An 18534-nucleotide genomic window follows, 5' to 3' on the forward strand; every position below is an offset into this window, starting at 1 on the left:
ACGTGCTCTGGGCACTGCTGCGCGACAACCGCAGGTTCACCCCGACAGCGCCGATCACCGCCGCCATGGCTTGACACGGTCATTGAGATTCCTTCCCACAATATGAGGGCGCGGGGCTCACAGGACGAGATCGAAGGTCCGGAAGGCCCGCTCCCAGTGGACGGTCAGCGGATTCGGAACGGTGACGCCGAATACCGCCATGGCGCCGATCTTCGGCGTCGAAGGGGTGACTCGCCGTCCCGCGAAAAGGGCGATTTCCGGTGCCGGCTGTTGCCTCACTCCGCCGGGGTGATGCCGGCTCACCCGCCGGCGTGGTGGCCTGGGCCGCCTACGAGCGGTGGCATCCCGGCCATCGACGACGAGGCACCGGAGGACCGAAAGGCGCGCTGCCGGCTCGGAGAGTGCGAGCCGGTGGCGTGGGTAGGGCTGCATGGACAACGTGTGCTTGCGCGATCGTGAGTTGGAAGGAGTCTCTGGTGGCTACAGGAGAAACTGGCTTCGACGACGTGACGTTCGATTTGATCTCGGTGCAGTACCACTCGCTCAAAGCGGGGCACGACTACGGGCAGTACGTCCGGGATGCCAAGAACGCCGGCCAGGACGAGATCGCGTCCTTTCTGGAGCAGGTGATGGCGGAGGACTCGGAGCGCGCCCGCAAGTGCCACGAGTTCCTGGCCCGCCTCGGCGGCACGGACAACACCAGCCCTCAGAACGGCTGAGCGGCCGGCGTGGTTCTTCGTCATGGGACCCGATTACCCCGTTGACGCGCAGGGGCGGCGACCGTCGATCCGCCGATGGCGAGCGAGCCGCCGGGCAGGCGGTGGCCTGCCCGGCGGGGTGATTGTGCCGTGCTGTGGAGCCGTTTCTACCGCTGCAGCGTGAGCAGCCCCGGACGCCACGGCAGGAGGTTGTAGCTGACGCCGTCGGAGCTGGGGTCGCGGCCCTGATAGAGGAGTTGCAGGTTGCAGGGATCGACGGTCATGGTCTGATCGGGGTTGGCGCGGACGAGGTCGCCGTGGCTGATGTCGTTGGTCCACGTGGCACCGCTGTTGGCCTTGCCGGCGAAGGGATTGCTCTCGCTCGCGGCGTTCGGGGTCCAGGTTCCGCCCAGGCTGGTGGCCGTGAAGGAGCGGAAGTAGCGTCCGTGCGCGCCCATCGCCTCAACGATCATGAGGTACTGGCTCTGGCCCTGAATCTTGTAGACCTGGACGGCTTCGAAGAGGTTGGCCTGAGAGTCGGTCATGATGGTGGTGTAGTTGGAGCCGAAGCTGCCCGGGAAGTTCCCGATCGGCATGCTGGCCCGGTAGATGCTGCCGTTGTCGCCGGCGAAGAACAGGTACATGTTCTGGTCGTCGCCGATGAGGGTCTGGTCGATCGGGGCGGAACCGGGGATGCTGCCGGTGAACAGCGGCTGGTTCGATGACCACCCGTTGGGGTTGGTGGGGTCGCTCGCCGTGCGGTAGAAGAACGGCGTCGCTCCCCACTGGGAAGCGATGACCCAGATGTTCTTCGGCGCGAAGTAGAACAGCGTCGGGGCGACGGTGCCGGAGGACATGCCGTTCTGGCCGGCCGACGCCATGTCCGACCAGTTGCTGAACGGGCTGAAGTTCATCGAGCCGTAGGATCCGTTGGTGTCGGTCGTCGACGCATAGACCAGGTGCTTGCCGTTGTAGACGACGCTGGAGAAGTCCTTGAGCCCGACCCAGCCCGACTTCGGGGTGGCCAGCGGCCCCGTCGAGGTCCAGCGGTAGGACGAGGGAAGCGCGCAACTTCCGGACGGTGGCGGTGAGGTCGGCGGCGTGGTCGTGCCGCCGCCGGTGGAGGCCAGTGTGAACTGCTGGTTGCTCTGGCCGTTGCAGGACCACAGGATGATCTTCGTCCCGTTGGCGGTGGCCGCGCCGTTCGCGTCGACGCAGAGTCCGGACTGCTGGCCGGTGATCGTCCCGTTGGTGTTGACGTTCCACTGCTGGTTGGTCTGACCGTTGCAGTCCCAGATGATGACGGTCGTACCGTTGGTGGTGCCGTTGCCGTTCGCGTCGAGACACTTGCTGCCGTAGACCTGCAGTTGCTTGCTCGAGGTGTAGGTCCAGCTCTGGTTGGCGGCGTTGTTGCAGTCGTACAGCTGCACCTGGGTGCCGTTGGTCTGGCTCGCGTTCGGTACGTCGATACACCGGCCGGACTGGCTGCCGACGATGCGGCCGGCGTTGCTCCCCGGGGGCGTACCGGTCGTCGGCCCGCTCGTGGGTCCCGAGGTCGCGGCGTTGAGAGCGTTGAGAACGGACGTGTACGCGGCCTTCTTGTTGCCGCTGCCGTCGAACAGCAGCGGGCTCTCACTGGAACGCCAGGAGTCGCTGTCGCGTACGCCCCAGACCGTGATGCCGATGCACCGCGCGACGTTCATGCACGCCTGGGTCAGGCCGGCGTACTGGGCGGTCGAAGCGTTGGTCACGTCGGCCTCGGTGAGTGCGACGTCGACACCGAGGGCGGCGAAGTTCGACAGTGTCTGCTGGAAGGTGCTCGGCAGTGAGCTGCCGCCGGTGAAGTGGGTCTGGAAGCCGACGCAGTCGACCGGGACGCCGCGGGACTTGAAGTCCTTGATCATGTTGTAGACGCCCTGCGTCTTGGCGTAGGACCAGTTCTCGATGTTGTAGTCGTTGTAGCAGAGCTTGACCGACGGGTCGGCGGCCCGGGCGGTCTTGAAGGCGACCTCGATCCAGTCGTTGCCGGTGCCCTGCAGGTTGGACTGGCGGCGGCTGCCGTCCTCGTTGAACGCTTCGTTGACCACGTCCCAGGCGGCCAGCTTGCCCTTGTAGTGGGCCATCACGCCGTTGATGTGGTTGATCATGGCGGACCGCAGCGCGCTGCCGCTGAGTTGCTGCATCCAGCCCGGCTGCTGACCGTGCCAGGCCAGAGTGTGGCCACGGACCTTCATGCCGTGGGACGTCGCCCAGTTGTAAACCTGGTCGCCGGCGGCGAAGTTGAACTGGTTCTGGTTCGGTTCGGTCGCGTCCGGCTTCATCTCGTTCTCGGGCGTGACCATGGTGAACTCGCGGCCGGCGATGGTGGTGTAGGCCGAGTCGTTCAACCGGCCGGCCGCGATTGCCGTACCGAAGTAGCGGCCGGACTGGGCGGCGGCGGCGCCCAGGGTCGTGGCCGCCTGGGCCAGGCCCGGGAGCACCAGCGCGACCCCGGCTACGGCCAGTGCGCTGGTGGCGGCCGCCATCAGCACCCGGTGGCGGCCATGTCTCAGCAGACGTTTCATGACACTCCTTCGCAACTCGCGATGTGCATGTGCTTTCCGCTCAGGCCACGTCGCAGGCAACGCCGTTGAGGGTGAAGGCGGTCGGTTCGGCGGTGTTGCCGGTGTGGGTGGCCTGGAAGCCGATGTCGGTGGTGGCGCCGGCGGGCAGCGTGCCGTTGTAGCTGACGTTGGTGGCGCTGACCTGGCCGCTGGTGGGTGCGTAGGTGGCGTTCCAGCCGGAGGTGATGATCTGGCCGGCGGGCAGGGTGAATTTCAGTGTCCAGCCGTTGATCGTCGAGGTTCCGCTGTTGGTGATGCTGATGCCGGCGGTGAAGCCGGAGCTCCAGGTGCTCATCGTGTAGGTGACGCGAGGCCCGCCGCCGGCGCTGGGCGTGGGAGTCGGCGTGGTTGTGGGCGATGCGCTGTCCGACGGGGTGGGTGACGAGGTGCCGCTCATGTTGGTCACCAGCGTCATTGCGCTGCGCGCGGGCAGCGTGACGGTGAGGGAGCCGTTCGTCATGGTGAGTGGGCTTTGCGGTGCGAGGTTCCGGCCGGCGTCGGTCAGCCAGTTCGTGACGGTGCCGGACGCGGTGGTGTTCGCCAGGGTGAACTGCTGGCTCACCGCGGAGGTGTTCTTGTTGACGGCGACGATGACGACGGTGTTGCCGTTTTTGTACGCCGAGACGTAGACGTTCGTCGCCGGGTTCGCGGTCGCGTCGATGCGTACGTATCCGGGGCGCACGAACCGCGCGAAGTGGGCCATCATGGCGCCGCGCTTGCTGATCTGACCGTCTTCCCGCATGGGGCCGTAACTGCGCCGCAGGTACCACCAGACGTAGGCCTGGAACTCGGCGTCCACCATGGCGTGATGGATGTGTTCGCCCACGTCGAGTGCGCCCGGCCAGGCGTCCGCGGAATCGGTGCTGTTGGGGCAGTAGACCTCGGTCATCCAGAGTTCTTTGCCGGCACCCTTCTGCTTGAACAGCGGGTAGGGGAAGTTCGCGTACGGCGTGCCGTAGAGGTGGGCCCCGATGATGTCTACATTGCTCAGTGCCGCGGCGTCGTTGAGAATGGGGTCCGACATGGACTTGACGTACTGGAAGGACTCCGGCGCGATGACTTTGGTGCTGATCGAGCCCGCGTTGGCCTTCAGGAAGTTGACTATCTCGGTGGACGTCCACCAGGTCCAGTCCGTCGCATAGTCGGGTTCGTTCTGCACCGAGATGGCGTACAGGTTGACGCCGTTGTTGCGCAGGTAGGTGGTGAAATCGTTGAGGTGCTGGGCGTAGGCGGCGTACGAGCTGTACTTGAGGCGCTTCGCGTTGGTCTGGCTGCCGTGGGGGAACGTCTCGGTCATGCCGGCCGGTGGGTTCCATGGCGAGGCGAAGACGGTGGCTCCGAGTTCGATCGCGCGCTTCGCGGTCGCCAGTTCGTTGCCCCAGTCCGACTGGTTCTCACCTACGGGGATCCGGAGGACGGAGAAGCCGAGCTGGCCCTCGCCGGCGCTGAACGCCGTGGTCCGCTGGGCGGCGGTGAGGTCGCCCATCCACGCCGCATGGACCATGGCACCGAAGCCCTTGATGGTCTGCTTCGGCGCCGCCGGATTGATGTTCGCCGCCGCCGCCGAGGCCTCGGTGGCCCCGATGAGGGACGCCGCGACCGTGACGACTGGTACGGCACCCATCGTCGTCAGGACGCTTCGGCGGCTCAGCAGTCTTCGGTCGCTGCCCGCCGGCTCGTTCCGGTCTGGCTTCATGTTCGGTCTCCTTGCTGTTCCTGGCGATCGGGGGCGTCTCGATGCGATCGGCCGCCCAGCCGTCCCGCCGGGCGCGGTACCCGACGCCCGGGGTGACCTTCGCTCCGTACGCTTTGTGACTGCCGGCCGTGACCGGCAACGCCTTCGCGTCCGCGTTCAAGGAAGTTAACGTTCACAACGTCATACGTCAAACGACATACATCTATGTGAACGAACGGCCATGCGGGGACTTTCGCCTGATAGGGGCCGCGCCGCCGCTCAGGCCCAAGCCGTTGGCATGTTGATCGGGACCGGCTGAAGCTGGTCGGGCTTGTCAAATTTGGGAGCGCTCCCGTAACATGCGCGACACGGGCTCCGAGTGCTCGCCGGAAGTGACTGGCATCAATGCGTGAGCCCCTGTCCGCAGCATGACGAGAGTCATGACCGATTCAGATTGCTCAATGGCGCTCTGCTGTCGGCCGGCGCCGCGGCGGGCCGGCCGGCGAACCGACCGATCCACTGTGGAGGCCCGAATGCGTACTCGACGGCAGCGCAAGTGGCGGGGAGTCACCGCCGGCGGCATAGCCGCGACTCTGGTCGCGGCCGGCGTGACCGCCCACGCCGCTCCGGCCCTGGCCGCCGCGACCGGACCGACGCTGTCCGTCGACGTGTCCGCCGCCCGGCATCCGATCAGCCCGGACATCTACGGGCTCAACGGCGCCGACCCGGCGTTCGCCGCCGAGATCGGCCTGCCGGTGGCGCGCTGGGGCGGCAACGCGAGCAGCCGATACAACTTCAAGAACCACACGTACAACACCGGCAGCGACTGGTATTTCGAGAACATCGTCGACGCGCCGGAGAACACCCTCGAATCGTTCGTCCAGACCAACCGGGACCGCGGCACCAAGCAGATCGTCACGGTGCCGATGATCGGCTGGGTAGCCAAGGACTCGCCACCGTCGCACCCGTTCGCCTGTGGTTTTCCGGCGACCCGCTTCCCGGCGCAGGACAGTTTCGACCAGTGGGACCCGAACTGCGGTAACGGCATGCTCGACGGCACGAACCTCACCGGAGCCGACCCGGCCGACACGTCGATCCCGGTGGGTCCCTCGTTCGACGGCGAGATGGTGTCACACCTGGTGAGCCAGTTCGGCCCGGCTGCGCGGGGCGGCGTCCGCATCTACGAGCTCGACAACGAGCCGGTGCTGTGGAGTTCCACCCACCGCGACGTGCACCCCGCCGCGGTGACATACGACGAGTTGGGCGGCAAGGGCACGGCGACCGCCGCCGCCGTCAAAGTGGCCGACCCCGGCGCGGCCGTGCTCGGCCCGTCCGGCTGGGGTTACTGCGAGTGGGTCGCGTCCGGTGCGGACGGGTGCGCGCCGGGTGCCGACGCGGCCGCGCACGGTGGGCTCAACCTCTCCCAGTGGTATCTGAAGAACATGAAGGACTACAGCGACGCGCACGGCGGAAAGCGTTTCCTCGACTACTTCGACCAGCACTACTATCCGCAGATCAGCGGGGGCGAGGACCCCGACTCGGACGCGCTTCGCCTGCGATCCACCCGTTCGCTCTGGGACCCCACCTACGTCGACGAGTCGTGGATCGGCCCCAGCGGCGTGAACGCCCCGCCGCTGCAGTTCATCCGGACGATGAAGGCCTGGGTGGCCCAGTACTACCCCGGCACCAAGGTCGCCATCACCGAATACAACTGGGGCGCACTGGACGACATCAACGGCGCGCTGGCCGAGGCCGACGTCCTCGGCATCTTCGGGCGGGAAGGACTCGACCTCGCCACCATGTGGGGCGAACCGCAGCCGGCGCAACCCGGCGCCTACGCCTTCCGGATGTACCGCGACTACGACGGCGCGGGCGGCCGATTCGGCGACGTCAGCGTGTCCGCGGCCAGCAGCGATCAGGGCCGGCTGGCGGTGTACGCCGCCCAGCGCTCGTCCGACAAGGCACTGACCCTCACCGTCATCAACAAGACGGACCAGGACCTGACGTCGACCCTGTCGATCTCCGGTTTCCGCTGCCCGGGTACGGCGAAGCGTTTCACCTACAGCCCGGCCGATCTCACCTCGATCGCCCGCGACGGCGATCTCACGGTGAACCGGGGCAGCGCGACGGCGACGTACCCGGCGAACTCCATCACAACGCTGGTCCTACCCCGGAACTGACGGGGCGGGGGATCCGCGACATCAGGTGCGGCCGGCTCGGCGGCGTCGACTTCCGGCTCGCTCGCTTCGCTCTCTCAGGGGGAGAGCACGTCGAAGGCGAGCCCGCTCGACCGCTCGCCCCGTCCGGTCGACCGCCGGGTACCCAGCCACACGACCGGCCGCCCGTCGCGCCACCGCGTCCGGCTGAACGCGAGCGTCAGCCGCGTACCCGCCCGCGGAACCTCCTCCTCGTGGACGAAATACGACCGGCCGGCGTCGAAACCTTCCCGCAGCAGCGTCGTCCGCGGGGGCACGGCATTCCCGTCGACCCCGCTCGGCATCGCCGCCCGTTGCAGCTGCACCGACCGGTTGTCCCCGTCGACGTGCACCGCGACGAACGGGATCCAGTTCTCCGGCACCGACGTCATCACCTTGTACGCCACCGCCGCCCGCGGATCGTCCGGTGCGGCCGGCGGGTGCAGGCGCAGCCGCTGCGCGGTCACCTCGGCCGCCGCCTCGTCGCCCGGCTGGCCCTCGCCCGTGTCCATCCGCACGGTGGTCTCGATGCCCCACACCAGGTTGGCGTTCTCGTCCCGCACCAGGTAGACGTCCTCGAGTGCCGGCCCGTCGGCCACCTTCGCAACGCCCGTCGGCAGCACCAGCGACGTGCTCGGCGCGGCCGACGGGTCGCCGACTGTGGACAGCGTGAACATCGACCACTGGTTGCGGGGCTCCCCGCCGCCGGAGTCCGCACGGGTGATCCACTGCCGCCGGCCGAACACGTCGGTGACGGCGAGGCCCTGCACCGAGGCGACGATTCCGGTCGGCAGGTCGCACGGCAGCTGGTACCAGTCGTTGCTGAAGATCAGCGCGAACTCGAGGAAGATCAGCCGGGCCAGGTCGGTGCTGTCGGGGGTGACCGCGGCGAGGTTGGTGTCGCCGTCCTCGACCGCCCACCACCGCGGCAGGGGCATGCCCGAGTAGCGGACGGGCGCCGGGAACACCGTACGGGTCGTGAGCACCGGTGCCGCCCCGGTGCTGCCGAGCGAGTCACCCGGGGAGACCGAGAAGTCGTGCCAGTCGAGGTCGCCGCCAGGGTATTCGGGTGCGGCGAGGACCTGGTCGCCCGCGGCCACCGCGAAGGAGTGCTCGAGGCGGCGCGGATCCCAGGTCGCGTCGCCCGCCGGCTGGTCGATGAGGTGGTCGAACCAGGCGACCAGCTTCACGCCGAGGGCGTCCAGCTCGGCGCGGTGCAGGTGCAGGAGGTCGTCGATCCCGTCCGAGGCGTGGCCGCCGGTCTTGAGGTGCTGGTAGAGCAGGTAGCCGTCCATCCGGCGGCCGGACAGGGCCTGCAGTGTCGCCCACACCTCGGGATGTGCGACCCGATGCAGGTCGTCCTCGTGGGCGGGGTCGGGCAGGGCGATCGGGTACTTCTGGACGTACTGCTGCCGGAAATTGAGCGCCCGCAGCACGAGCGACTGGTCGAGCAGCCGCAGCCAGCGCCGCCCGAGGGCGAGGCGCAGGTCGAACGCTACCGGCTCGGCGGCGAAGGTGAACGGCAGCGCCTGCCGTTCGGCCACGGTCTCCAGGGGACGGTCGTCCGGCAGTGGTTCCGGGCTGCCGCCACCCGGCCGGAACCGGGTGGGCGGCGCCGAGCTGACCGCATATTGGGCGGTGACCGGCGAGCCCGCGTCGGCGCCGGTGAACTCGCCGAGCTGCCACTGGCGGGTCAGCATCCAGAGGGCGTCGCGGACCTCGGCCCGCAGCGCCCGGGCGAAATCGGTGGTCCGCGGCCGGCCCTCGAGCCGGTTCCACACGCCGACCGCCGGATGCTCGCGGTCGCGCAGCGCCCCGGCCAGGTCGACGATCCGGGTTTCGGTTGCCACGGGCTCAGTCATGGGTCGCCTTCCAGCGTGCGTTCGCGATCGCGAGATCGGTGCTGATGGTGATCGGTTGGGTGGTGGCCGACAGCAGCGTCGCGGGCAGCAGTTGGGCGTACGCGCTGTCCTCCAGGTGAGCCGGCTCGACCGCCCGTTGCCGGGCCAGGTCGAAGGTCTCGGTGACCGCCGCCAGCAGGTCGGCGTCGTTCCAGGTGCCGGTCCTCGCCGGCGGGCCGACCAGCAGCATCGCCTGCGGCGGCTCGGAGTCGGGCCGGTCGACCTGCATCGCGATGCCGGTGGTCTCCACGCCGGCCGGCACCACCTCGGTCCACTCGTCGAACAGCAGTCCGCAATGGGCGGCGTCGGGGTTGATCAGCGGCTCGTTAGCGTAATGCGCGGTGAACAGCAGCTTGTCCTCGGTGATCGTCGCACCGGCCGCGAACTCCATGCCCAGCCAGTGATCGTTCGGGTGCACGGGCAGCTGGATCGGGGTGAGTTGGGGCTCCTTGCCGGGCGGCAGCGCGCCGAGCAGGCCGCCGTCCTCGCGGAGCGCGTCGCTCAGCATGACCACCTTCTCCCAGAGTCGCGGCATCTCCCGCACCCGGGCCACGCCGTGCAGCCAGTCGTCGATCGGGAAGTCCCGGTTGACCGGCGCCCTGGTGAGGTGTTGCAGCAGCGGGTCGCTGTCGCCGCGGGCCCTGCGCCAGGAGGCGGCGACCGCGGCCGGCGGCGCGTACTCCGGCACGACCAGGACATCCGGGCCGAGCAGGGCCTTGAGGGCGTCGATCCCCGCCTGCACCCGGTCGGGTGCGGTGACGGCGGCGTCGTAGGCGGCGAGCGCCGCGTCGGCCTCCGCCAGCCGGGCGGTGATCTCGGCGGTCAGGGCGTTCGTCCGGGTCAGAAGCTCGGCGCCGAACGCGGCGACCCGGTCGAGGATGCCGGTCACGTCGAGCCCGGACGGGTCGACGTCGGTGAGTGGTCCGCGCGCGGCGACGTCGGACAGCAGGGCGCTCAGCGTGGTCCGGGTGTTGGTCACGAGCTGGGCGAGCGGCTTCAGCCGGTTGCCGAAGTCGGTGCGATGCTTGCCGACTGTCGTGCGGTAGGTAGCGGGTTTGGGAGGCAGGGCCGGCAACGCGGTGAGCAGCAGCCGGTCGGCTTGTTGCAGCAGCCGGAACCGCTCCGGGTCGGTGGTGGCCTTCGGCAGCGCGTCGTAACGGGCCAGGAGGGTATCGGCGTCGGCCAGCGCCCTGGTCATCCGGGCGGCGACGGCCGCCACCGCGGCGAGGACGTCGGCGAACGCCTGCCGCCGCCACGTGGTCAGCTCACCCCAGCCGCTGCGGGTCACGCCGAATCCGGACGCGGTGGTGACCAGCCCGGCATACCGGCTGATGAAGGTGTCGATGCCGGAGATCACCGCGGTGCGGTTGGCGACCGAGATGTCGTGCGCGAGGCTCGCGGCGCTGCCGGACAGGGAGGCGAGCGACGCGCGTACGGTCGCGGGGCGTTCCCGCCGCAGCGTGACGGCGTCGTCGGCCGACCGGTCGACCGGGGTGCCGCCGGCGGCCGGCACCTGATCGCTGACCTTGAGCGGCCGGGCCGTGGTGAGCAGCGTCCGCAATGCGTTGACCAGCGGCGACAGCTCGAAGAAGCTGACTTTGCCGGTGACCCGGGTGGTGAACTGGATGGTCAGCTCGGCATCCGGTCGCGGATGGTTGCGCGCGACGACCACGCCGATTATCCGGTCCTCGAGGTCGGTCATGGCGGCCTGGCCCGCCGAGCGCACGGTCCACAGCAGATCGATCGGGGAGAGGTTGACGTCGTCCATCGTGACGACGGTGTTCTGGGCGTGGCCGTTCGAGGGGTCGGTCCAGGTGACCAGGGCCGCGACATCTCCGTCGTCGGGCAGCACGGTGGTCAGCCAGTTGTTCACGGCCGGCTCCGCCTGGGCCCGCGGCGGATTCCCGCCCGGGGACGAGAGGCCGGGCGTCAGCCGTAGTCCGAAACGGTGGGTCAGGGTCACCCCGCTGCGGGGCGTCCGGATGATCGCCGGGTCGGGGGGAAGCCCATCCTTCGCGTACGCGTCGAGCGTGGCCGTCGCCCGTTCGGTGTTGCCGGACAGGGCCTGGTGGGTGCCTTCGGCCACGGCCAGGTCGGCGAGCGCGTCGTTGAGGTCGATGAGCCGCTTCACCTCGGCGGTGATCGCGGCGGCCTGTTCCGGGGTGGCGTCCGGCAGCGAGCCGATGCCGAACTTGTAGTCGTCGGGCACGTCGTTGCGGGTCACCCACCGCACCAGGGCGAGCCCGTCGACCACGTTGCGGGCTTCGACCAGCGTGATGTCCGCGTTCTGCGACGCCTCGGTGACCGTCTCTCCGATCTTGCCGGCGCGCAGCGGGAACCGCTGCCGCAGGGCGTCGATGAACTGGTCCACCTCGGCCTGGCCGTACCGGTCGTGCAGGCCCCGCTCGAGCTGGTAGCCGAGCAGCGCGCCCAGCGACTGGCCCTGCCGCAGCCCGTCGAGCAGCCCGAGCGCGGTCCGTATCCGCTCCGAGCTCAGGTTCACGGCGAACGCACCAGGGTTGCCGGGCGTGGCGTTGGCGACGTAGCCGGCCCGCAGAACGGCGGCGGTGCGGGCGTGCGCGGGCGAGGGCGCGTGCACGAACCCCGCGTTGCCCAGGTCCTGCATCAGCGGCGTGCCACCGGCGAAGGCCTGGGCGAGGGGACCGCTCAGCGTCACCGGCGAGAGCGGCTCGCTGCGCGGCCGCACGTCTTCCAGCCAGCCGTACGCGCCCAGGTGCAGCCCGGGCTTGGCGGCCTGAGTGCCGTCGGGGCCGTAGCGCAGCTCGGAGAGCCGTTCGGTGGCCAATCCCAGACGCCACGCGTCGAGCCGGTAGGTGGCGAGGTCGAGGTGTTCGGCGAGGACCCGTTCGAGCTTGGCGGTCGGCAGGTCGGCGAGCAGGCCGAGCGCGTCGACCTGCTCAGCCAGCTGCGCGGTCGCCGGAGAGCTGCGCAGCACGGTCGGCACGTGGTCGACGACGAGCCGGGCCGGGTCGCCGGTGATCGCGGGCTCGGCCGAGTAGAGGCGTCGGAACCGGCTCTCGCTCGGCAGGGGCTTCCCGGCCGCGGGGATCTTCACGTGCACGAACGGCGGGTCGGCGGCGAGCTCGCGTGGGCCGGCCACCCCGGCGGCGACGGCGAGGGCGCGGGCGGAGTCGGCCCAGCCCAGCAGGACGGCGTGCCGCAGCAGCAGATACAACAGGGTGGGCGGCGGGGTGCCGTCGGCGAAACCGGTCTCGAGGCGGATCGTGTCGAGGCTGGACCCGGCGGCGTCGGCCAGCCAGCGGACGTAGTTGCGGCCGTCGGAGGCGTACGGGCGTACGGGATCGGTCTCGGAGAGCGGGCGGTCGTCGATGAGCGGGGACAGCAGGGGTTGCTGGAAGTCGACGAACAGCCTGCGCAGCAGGTCGGGATCGGCGCTGTCGGCGCCGAAGCGGGTCAGCAACGCCCGCACGGGACCGGGCAGGCCGAGCCGGTCGAGTTCCGGCAGCACACTGCCGCCGCGCCCACCGAGGCTCTCGCGGTTGAACAGGTCCTCGACGCCGCGGGCGTACCGCTGGTGGTACTCGGCCGAGCTCGGGTGCAGCGCCAGGATGTCGAGCAGCAGCTGCTCGGGGTCGTCGGTGCCCGTGCCGGGGCGGGGGAGGCGGGGCACGGATGCGGTGGCCGCGGCCCAGTCCTGGGCGGCGGCGGTCAGCACCTTGTTCAGCCCGCGCCGGTGCGCTGCTTTGGCGGAGTCGGGCCAGGTCAGCTTCGAGAACGCGGTGGTGGGCAGGAGCCCGTACGGCTGACGTCCGATCTTGACGGCGGGCAGCGGCCCGCGCCCGGACACGTAGCGCAGGAAGAAGTCGCGGGTCGCGTCGACGGCGTCCGGCGACAGGATCGGGTTCAGCGCGGTCCGCAGGAAGTAGCCCCACGTCGCGGGCCACAGGGCGGTGTTGGCGGCGCGGGCGTCGCGCTGGTCGGTGCCGTCCGCATTGGGCATCCCGGCCAGCACGGCCGGGCCGAGACCGAGCAGCTCCGCGAACTGCTGGCCGTCCGAGCGCGACATCCACGAGGCCGGCCCGGCGGCGGCGAGGGCGTGCGGCAGCGTGCCGGCCCGCAGCGCGGCGTCGGCCTCGACGATGCTGTCCTGCCCGGCCGGCAGCTGCTCGCTGTTGTTGGTCGGCGTACCCTGCGGCAGCAGCGCGTACCCGCCGGGGCTGCGCAGCTGGTTGGTGATCAGGCCGGTCAGGTCGGCGGCGGTCTGCACCGGGGTGCTGCCCTGCCGCAGCCCGAACACGACGAGCCGGTCGACGCCGTTGCGGATCTGGTCGGTCAGCGGGATCCGTACGCCCATGCCGACCTGCACGGCCCGATCGAAGTCGGTCAGCCAGCGCAGCGCGTCCGGCACGTGCAGGACGCCGGTCGCCGGGTCGACGGAGAGCTGGTCGGCGGCGCCCGGGTCGGGACTGACCGCGAGGGTGGCCGGAACCGGGGCACCGGTGACCGACAGCACCTGCTGGTCGCCGACGTAGCCGAGGACCTGGAAACGGTCGGGCAGCAGCCGGGTGTGCGCCCTGTGTCCAAGACGAGGTCGCCGGGGTGGTGGCCGGGGCCGGGAGCACGAGGAACGCCACGGCTACCGCGTCGCCGGTCGCGGTCGCGGCGTTCTCGACGCCGGCCGGCCGCCGGCCGCGGATCGTCGCGGCGCGGGTGGTGCTGGTGGCGGCGACCAGCGCGGCGTCGGCCTGGCGCTGCCTGACCCGGTCGCCGTGGGCCCGCCAGACCGCGGTCCAATAGGTGATCGTCGGGGTGCGGTCATTTGCCGCGACCGCCTGCGTGGTGACGACGACCAGCACGGTGGCCCCGGCGGCGAGGCCCGACGGCTCGTCGGCCGGGTTCGAGGGCACCCGGGTGGTCAGCAGCCAGGCGGCGCGCCCGGCCGGTACGCGGGTGACCAGTTCCCGCCAGGCGGACCGGCGTCCGGCCGCGGTGCCGGCGGCCGCCCACCGGGCGGTCCAGTAGGCGTCGACCGCGGCGATCTCCGCCCGGGTCGGGGTGGCCTCGTTCTTTTCGACCGACCACTCGTCGGGGAAGACCCGCACGAGCAGCTCGGTCGCGGTGAAGCGGGTCTCCACCCGGACCGGGCCGAGCAGGACCGGGAAGTCGTCGCTGAGCGTCGTCGGTGGCTGGGTCATCGTGGCAACATCTCCTGCGCGTGTACGGCCACCAGGACCGGGACCTGGAAAAGGAGGTAGGCGAGATCGGCCGAGCTGAGGCCGGCGAACCAGAGCGGCAGGTTCACGTCCTCGGCGCGCTGGTCCTTCTTCTCGTTGTCGTCGACGTTGTCCAGCGGCTGCAGGCCGACGCTGACCGTGGGGTCGAGCTCGAGGAAGCCTAGGTGGTGCGGGTCCACGTCGTTCCAGGTCAGGTCGTTCCAGACCTCGAGGTTGGTGGGCGTGCCGTCGTCGACGCCGAAGCGCGGGTCGCCGGGCCGCTCCTTGATCATGAAGAACCAGCCGGGGTCGTCCGGCGGGTTGCCGCGGGCCTCGTCCGCGTCGAGGTCGAAGCCGAGCAGGTAGATGTCGGGCTCGATCTTCGCCTCGTACAGCGGCAGCCGCACCACGTCGTGTCCCGGCACCACCCCGTCCGGCAGGGTCACCGGCCGGCGCTGCTGGGTCGTGTCGGGACCGTCCGGTCCGGGCGGCCACTCGGCCCGCTGGGCGTAGACGGCCGCCGTCGGATACTTCTTCAGCAGCTCACCCCGGATGACCAGGACGAGGTCGTCGGTCAGCCGGTTGCCGTTCTGGCCGAGGAAGCCGGACCGGGGCCAGGTGTGGATCGGCGGGATGTCGTAGGTGCGCTCACGCAGCTGCGCCGGCGTCTCATCCGGCAGCGGCAGCGTCGCGCGCGGGTCCCAGAACTGCCGGAACGGCGTGCCGCGCTGGTCGGTCGGATACTCGCGCCAGAGCAGCTCGCGGCCCATCTCATGGTTGAGACCCACCAGGTACGCCTCGATGAACTCCCGGTTGTTGGCCAGCAGGGTGACGGAGTTGCCGGGCACCAGCGAAAGGTTGGGCACGAAGGCGTCCACGCCCTGGTCGAGCAGGGGCTGATAGGTGGGCAGGTCGAACACCGGGTACGCCATCGCCTCGACGAACTGCTCGGCGAACGGCCGCAGCCGGTCGGGGACGCCGACCGAGTCGAACAGGTTCTTCGGTACGGTGTCGTCGGCCCGCAGCCCGGTCAGCGCCGCGTCGGTTGCCTCGGCCACCAGCAGGCGCGGCCGCGCGGTCGCGGTACGGGCGACCGCGACCGCCGAGGCCAGACCCTGGTAGAGCTCGTGCAGCGCGCCCTTGAACCGGGTCGCCTCGGCGCTGTCGGTGGTGCCCACCGTCGTCGCGGCGGGCTCGCCGGGGTCGCTCAGTACGAAGTCGGGGCTGTGCGGCAGCCGGTCGACCGGGTCGGCGTCCGGGTCGACGCCCGGGTGCAGCGCGCGTTCGACCTGCTCGTCGGTCACCAGCCCGCCCGGGGTGCCCTTGGGCGGCGCCGCGGTGACCGCGTCGGTCGGGGCGTCCATGCGCGGCAGCAGGCCGTTGACGGTGAACGTGCCGCCGGGCGGCGACAACGACCGCATCAGCCGCGCGCCCGGCCGGGCGATCCGCCGCATCTCCGGCGACACCGGTGCCGCCGCCACCTGGCTCCGCGCGACCCGGAAGCCGAGCGCGACCTTCGCCGGCGTGTCGGCGGACGGGTCGTCGGCGATCACCCGCGGGTGGGCGGGAGCGGTCAGGGTCAGGGCCCGGCCGGTCGGTGCGGCGGCCAGCGCGGCCAGGGTCGTACCCGTCGGCGGGTCGATGTGCCGCGTCTGCAGCGCGTGTCCCACCTCGCGGGCCGCCTGGGCCGCGCGGATCTTGGTGTTGACCGCGAGGACGTCGCCGACCTGCCGCCAGGCCGCGGCCATCAGCTCCTCCTGCCGCGCCTGCACGACCCGGGTGCCCAGGTTGGCCGCGACCCGGAACCGGGGGTCGAAGTTGAGGCGGTGCACCCAGTTGCGCACGTCCGGCGCGTCCGACCCGGTCTGCAGGCGGGAGGTCAGTGCGTGCCAGCGGCCGTAGAGCGGCGGCGTGATCAGCGGGTCGGCGCCACCCGGCGTCCCGTCGGTCCGATAGTCCTCGGCCAGGTTGATCACGCCGGCAAGGGCCTGCTCGAACGGGTGCGGGTACGCCGGCAGGCTCGGGTCCTGGTGCCAGTTGTCCCAGTTCTCGGGCAGGTCGAACGGCGGGTCCTCGGGGGCCGGGGGCACCCGCAGCGCGCCGCCGAGGCGCAGAATCCCGCCCAGCTCGGCCGGAGTGGTGATGCCGGGCAGGCCGAGGCCGGGCGTGTTGTGCACGTCGATGTCTCGGCGGCCCACCCGCGGGTCGGCGGCCTGCGGGCGCAGCAGCCGCACGAGGAGCTCGAAGTCGCCGGCGGTGCCGGTCCGGAACGCCCACCGGTAGTAGTACGGCAGCTCGCCCTCGGCCCGCCGGTTGGCGTAGTGCGGACCCCAGCTCGAGTAGAGCGAGCCCGGGGACAGGGCAGGGTCGAACCCCAGCCCCGCCAGCCGCCCGGTCTCGAACGCCGGAACCAGGAATGCCACGTACGCGGTGTCGGGTTCCAGCCTGCGCGGGCAGATCAGCCGCGCGCAGGCGCTGTCGGCGTCGGTCCTCAGCACGCCGGCGAGGGCGGCGAGCGCGACGTCGGTGCTGTCGGTGGCGACGGGGGAGTCGAGCGCGCCGTTGACGTGGACGTGCGCCCACGCGCCGAGCTGGTCCGGACGAGGGAGCGTGGTGACGTCGCGTACCGAGATGGCCGGAAGCGGACCGCTGCCTTGAGCCGCTTCGGTGAACTCCGCGTCCCCGCCGGCGGGGTCGTCGCCGGCGGCGAGGACGGCCAGCGCGAGCCAGGGTGCCAGCCGGTGACCGGAGTCCTGGACGGCCGGGCTGTAGCGCCAGGGGAAGTCCTCGTCGGCGAACTCGATGTGGGCGAGGAAGTTCGGTTCGAAGTTGGTGATCCCGGCCCGCGGCTCGACGCGGGCGATCGCCCGCGCGTCGACCCCGACCACATCGCCGGGCCCGTAGAGCTGAATCGGCTGGGGGACCGTCCTGGTGAGGGGATCCCGGCCGGAAACCGGTACGCCGGTGATCAGCAGATCCACGTCGATGCTCGCCCGCGCCGCCGCACCGGGATCGGCCTCGATCCGCGTGGTGAGCCCGGACCGCAGCCACGGCAGGAACGTGTACGCGTTGGTGGTCACGGGTGGCTCCCCGGCGTGAACAGCTCGGCGGTCCCGGTGAGCTCGGTGACGTCCGGGTCGGCGGCGGCCAGACCCGAGCGGGACACCCCGGATGCGACCAGCACGTTTCCGGCCGACCGGGCGGCGGCGAACGCGTACCGTCCCTCGCCGAGCCCAGCGACCGGCGTCCAGCTGTCGGTGCCCGGCGTGGTGCCCGGGTCGTAGAGCACCGCACTGCGATAGCCCGCCTCGTCGCGGTCGCCGGCCGCGCCGCCCACGACGAGCACCGTAGCGTCGCCGAGCGCGACCGCCCGGTGCAGGGCCCGGCCCGACGGCATGTCGCTGGCCGCGGTCCAAGCGCCGGTATCGAGGTTGAAGCGCTCGGCCGTGCGCTGGCTGAACGGGTCGAACGGCCCACCCGCCGGCGCGCCCGGCGCGAGCCCGCCCGTGATGAGCACGGTCTTGTCGGTCAGACGGGTCGCCTGATGGTGGCGGCGGGCGTGCCGCAGGCTCCCGGTCGGCGTCCACTTCGTGCCGTCATAGAGCTCGCAGAACGCCAGGGCCGGATCCTCGGCCGTACCGACCGGGGCGCTGCCGCCGCAGACCAGCACGACGCCGCCGTGCAGCACGATCGCCGTGTGGCCCGTGCGCGCGTCCGTGAGGTCGGCGGCCGCCGTCCAGGTGTCGTGGTCGTCCGGGTGGAAGATCTCGGCCGAGCGCAGCGCGTGCACGGTCGATCCGGTCCGGATCGCGCTGCCGCCCGCGACCAGCACCGTGCCGCCGGGCAGGAGCACCGCGCTGTGACCCCACCGGGCCTGGCCCATCGTCGGAGTCAGCCTCGTCCACGAATGGTTCTTCGGATCGTAGAGCTCGACGGTGTCGAGCGGAGTGCCGTCAACGCCGAGCCCGCCTGTGACCAGGGCCGCGCCGTTGCCGATCGGGGTGATCGTGTGCAGCCGCCGGGCGGTGTCGAGCGCGCCCGCGGCGTGCCACTTCGCGTCGGCCGGGTCGTAGTACGCGGACTGCTTCACGGCCTTCCCGGAGGCGTCCGCGCCGCCCGCGACCAGGACCGTTCCGGCGTCCTCGACGGTGACGGCGCCGTCGTGCTGGCCGTCCCAGCGGGCGGCGGCGAAAAGGTCGGGCGTGCGGGCCCAGGATCCGGTGGCCGGCCCGGCGGTAGTGGTGGTCATCGTGGTAACCCTTCGTCT

General features: G+C 71.0%; 10 protein-coding genes. 4 read left to right on the plus strand and 6 right to left on the minus strand.

Annotation, left to right across the window (positions count from 1 at the left end; genetic code table 11):
* The first annotated feature begins 476 nt into the window (after nucleotides 1-476).
* Nucleotides 477-719, plus strand: coding sequence for a hypothetical protein (locus tag AB0M88_RS37345; RefSeq protein ID WP_364110557.1), 243 nt, complete (start codon nucleotides 477-479; stop codon nucleotides 717-719).
* Nucleotides 720-865: 146 nt separating this feature from the next.
* Here the strand turns inward: AB0M88_RS37345 and AB0M88_RS37350 are convergent, their stop codons facing one another.
* Both AB0M88_RS37350 and AB0M88_RS37355 read right to left on the minus strand, forming a co-directional pair.
* The gene (locus AB0M88_RS37350) at nucleotides 866-3262 is read right to left on the minus strand and encodes a non-reducing end alpha-L-arabinofuranosidase family hydrolase (RefSeq protein ID WP_364110558.1); all 2397 of its coding nucleotides are present in this window, start codon (nucleotides 3260-3262) and stop codon (nucleotides 866-868) included.
* Between the two features lie 40 nt (nucleotides 3263-3302).
* On the minus strand, nucleotides 3303-4997 hold the full coding sequence (locus AB0M88_RS37355; protein ID WP_364110559.1) for a cellulose binding domain-containing protein: 1695 nt from the start codon (nucleotides 4995-4997) through the stop codon (nucleotides 3303-3305).
* Nucleotides 4998-5509: 512 nt separating this feature from the next.
* On the opposite strand from AB0M88_RS37355, the gene AB0M88_RS37360 reads away from it, so the two are divergent.
* Nucleotides 5510-7156, plus strand: coding sequence for a glycoside hydrolase family 44 protein (locus AB0M88_RS37360; protein WP_364110560.1), 1647 nt, complete (start codon nucleotides 5510-5512; stop codon nucleotides 7154-7156).
* Nucleotides 7157-7230: 74 nt separating this feature from the next.
* Here AB0M88_RS37360 and AB0M88_RS37365 read toward each other — a convergent pair whose 3' ends face one another.
* Together AB0M88_RS37365 and AB0M88_RS37370 are read right to left on the minus strand one after the other, a co-directional pair.
* The gene (locus AB0M88_RS37365; RefSeq protein ID WP_364110561.1) at nucleotides 7231-9033 is read right to left on the minus strand and encodes a hypothetical protein; all 1803 of its coding nucleotides are present in this window, start codon (nucleotides 9031-9033) and stop codon (nucleotides 7231-7233) included.
* A complete protein-coding gene (locus AB0M88_RS37370; RefSeq protein ID WP_364110562.1) occupies nucleotides 9026-13567 on the minus strand; it encodes a hypothetical protein in 4542 nt (1513 codons plus the stop codon). The genes AB0M88_RS37365 and AB0M88_RS37370 overlap by 8 nt, the downstream gene beginning before the upstream one ends.
* An 86-nt stretch (nucleotides 13568-13653) precedes the next feature.
* Here AB0M88_RS37370 and AB0M88_RS37375 point away from each other — a divergent pair, with 86 nt between their 5' ends.
* Together AB0M88_RS37375 and AB0M88_RS37380 are read left to right on the plus strand one after the other, a co-directional pair.
* Complete coding sequence (locus AB0M88_RS37375; protein ID WP_364110563.1) at nucleotides 13654-13851, plus strand: hypothetical protein; 198 nt, start codon at nucleotides 13654-13656, stop codon at nucleotides 13849-13851.
* Nucleotides 13852-14076 (plus strand): hypothetical protein, encoded by a 225-nt coding sequence (locus AB0M88_RS37380; protein WP_364110564.1) that lies wholly within the window; start codon nucleotides 13852-13854, stop codon nucleotides 14074-14076. It abuts the gene before it with no gap.
* Between the two features lie 169 nt (nucleotides 14077-14245).
* Here the strand turns inward: AB0M88_RS37380 and AB0M88_RS37385 are convergent, their stop codons facing one another.
* Together AB0M88_RS37385 and AB0M88_RS37390 are read right to left on the minus strand one after the other, a co-directional pair.
* Nucleotides 14246-17347, minus strand: a complete 3102-nt coding sequence (locus tag AB0M88_RS37385) for a hypothetical protein (RefSeq protein WP_364110565.1) — start codon at nucleotides 17345-17347, stop codon at nucleotides 14246-14248.
* Nucleotides 17344-18516 (minus strand): kelch repeat-containing protein, encoded by a 1173-nt coding sequence (locus tag AB0M88_RS37390; protein WP_364110566.1) that lies wholly within the window; start codon nucleotides 18514-18516, stop codon nucleotides 17344-17346. The genes AB0M88_RS37385 and AB0M88_RS37390 overlap by 4 nt, the downstream gene beginning before the upstream one ends.
* Between the last annotated feature and the right edge of the window lie 18 nt (nucleotides 18517-18534).

The sequence above is a fragment of the Actinoplanes sp. NPDC051411 genome, assembly GCF_040682075.1.
Classification (GTDB): Bacteria; Actinomycetota; Actinomycetes; order Mycobacteriales; family Micromonosporaceae; genus Actinoplanes.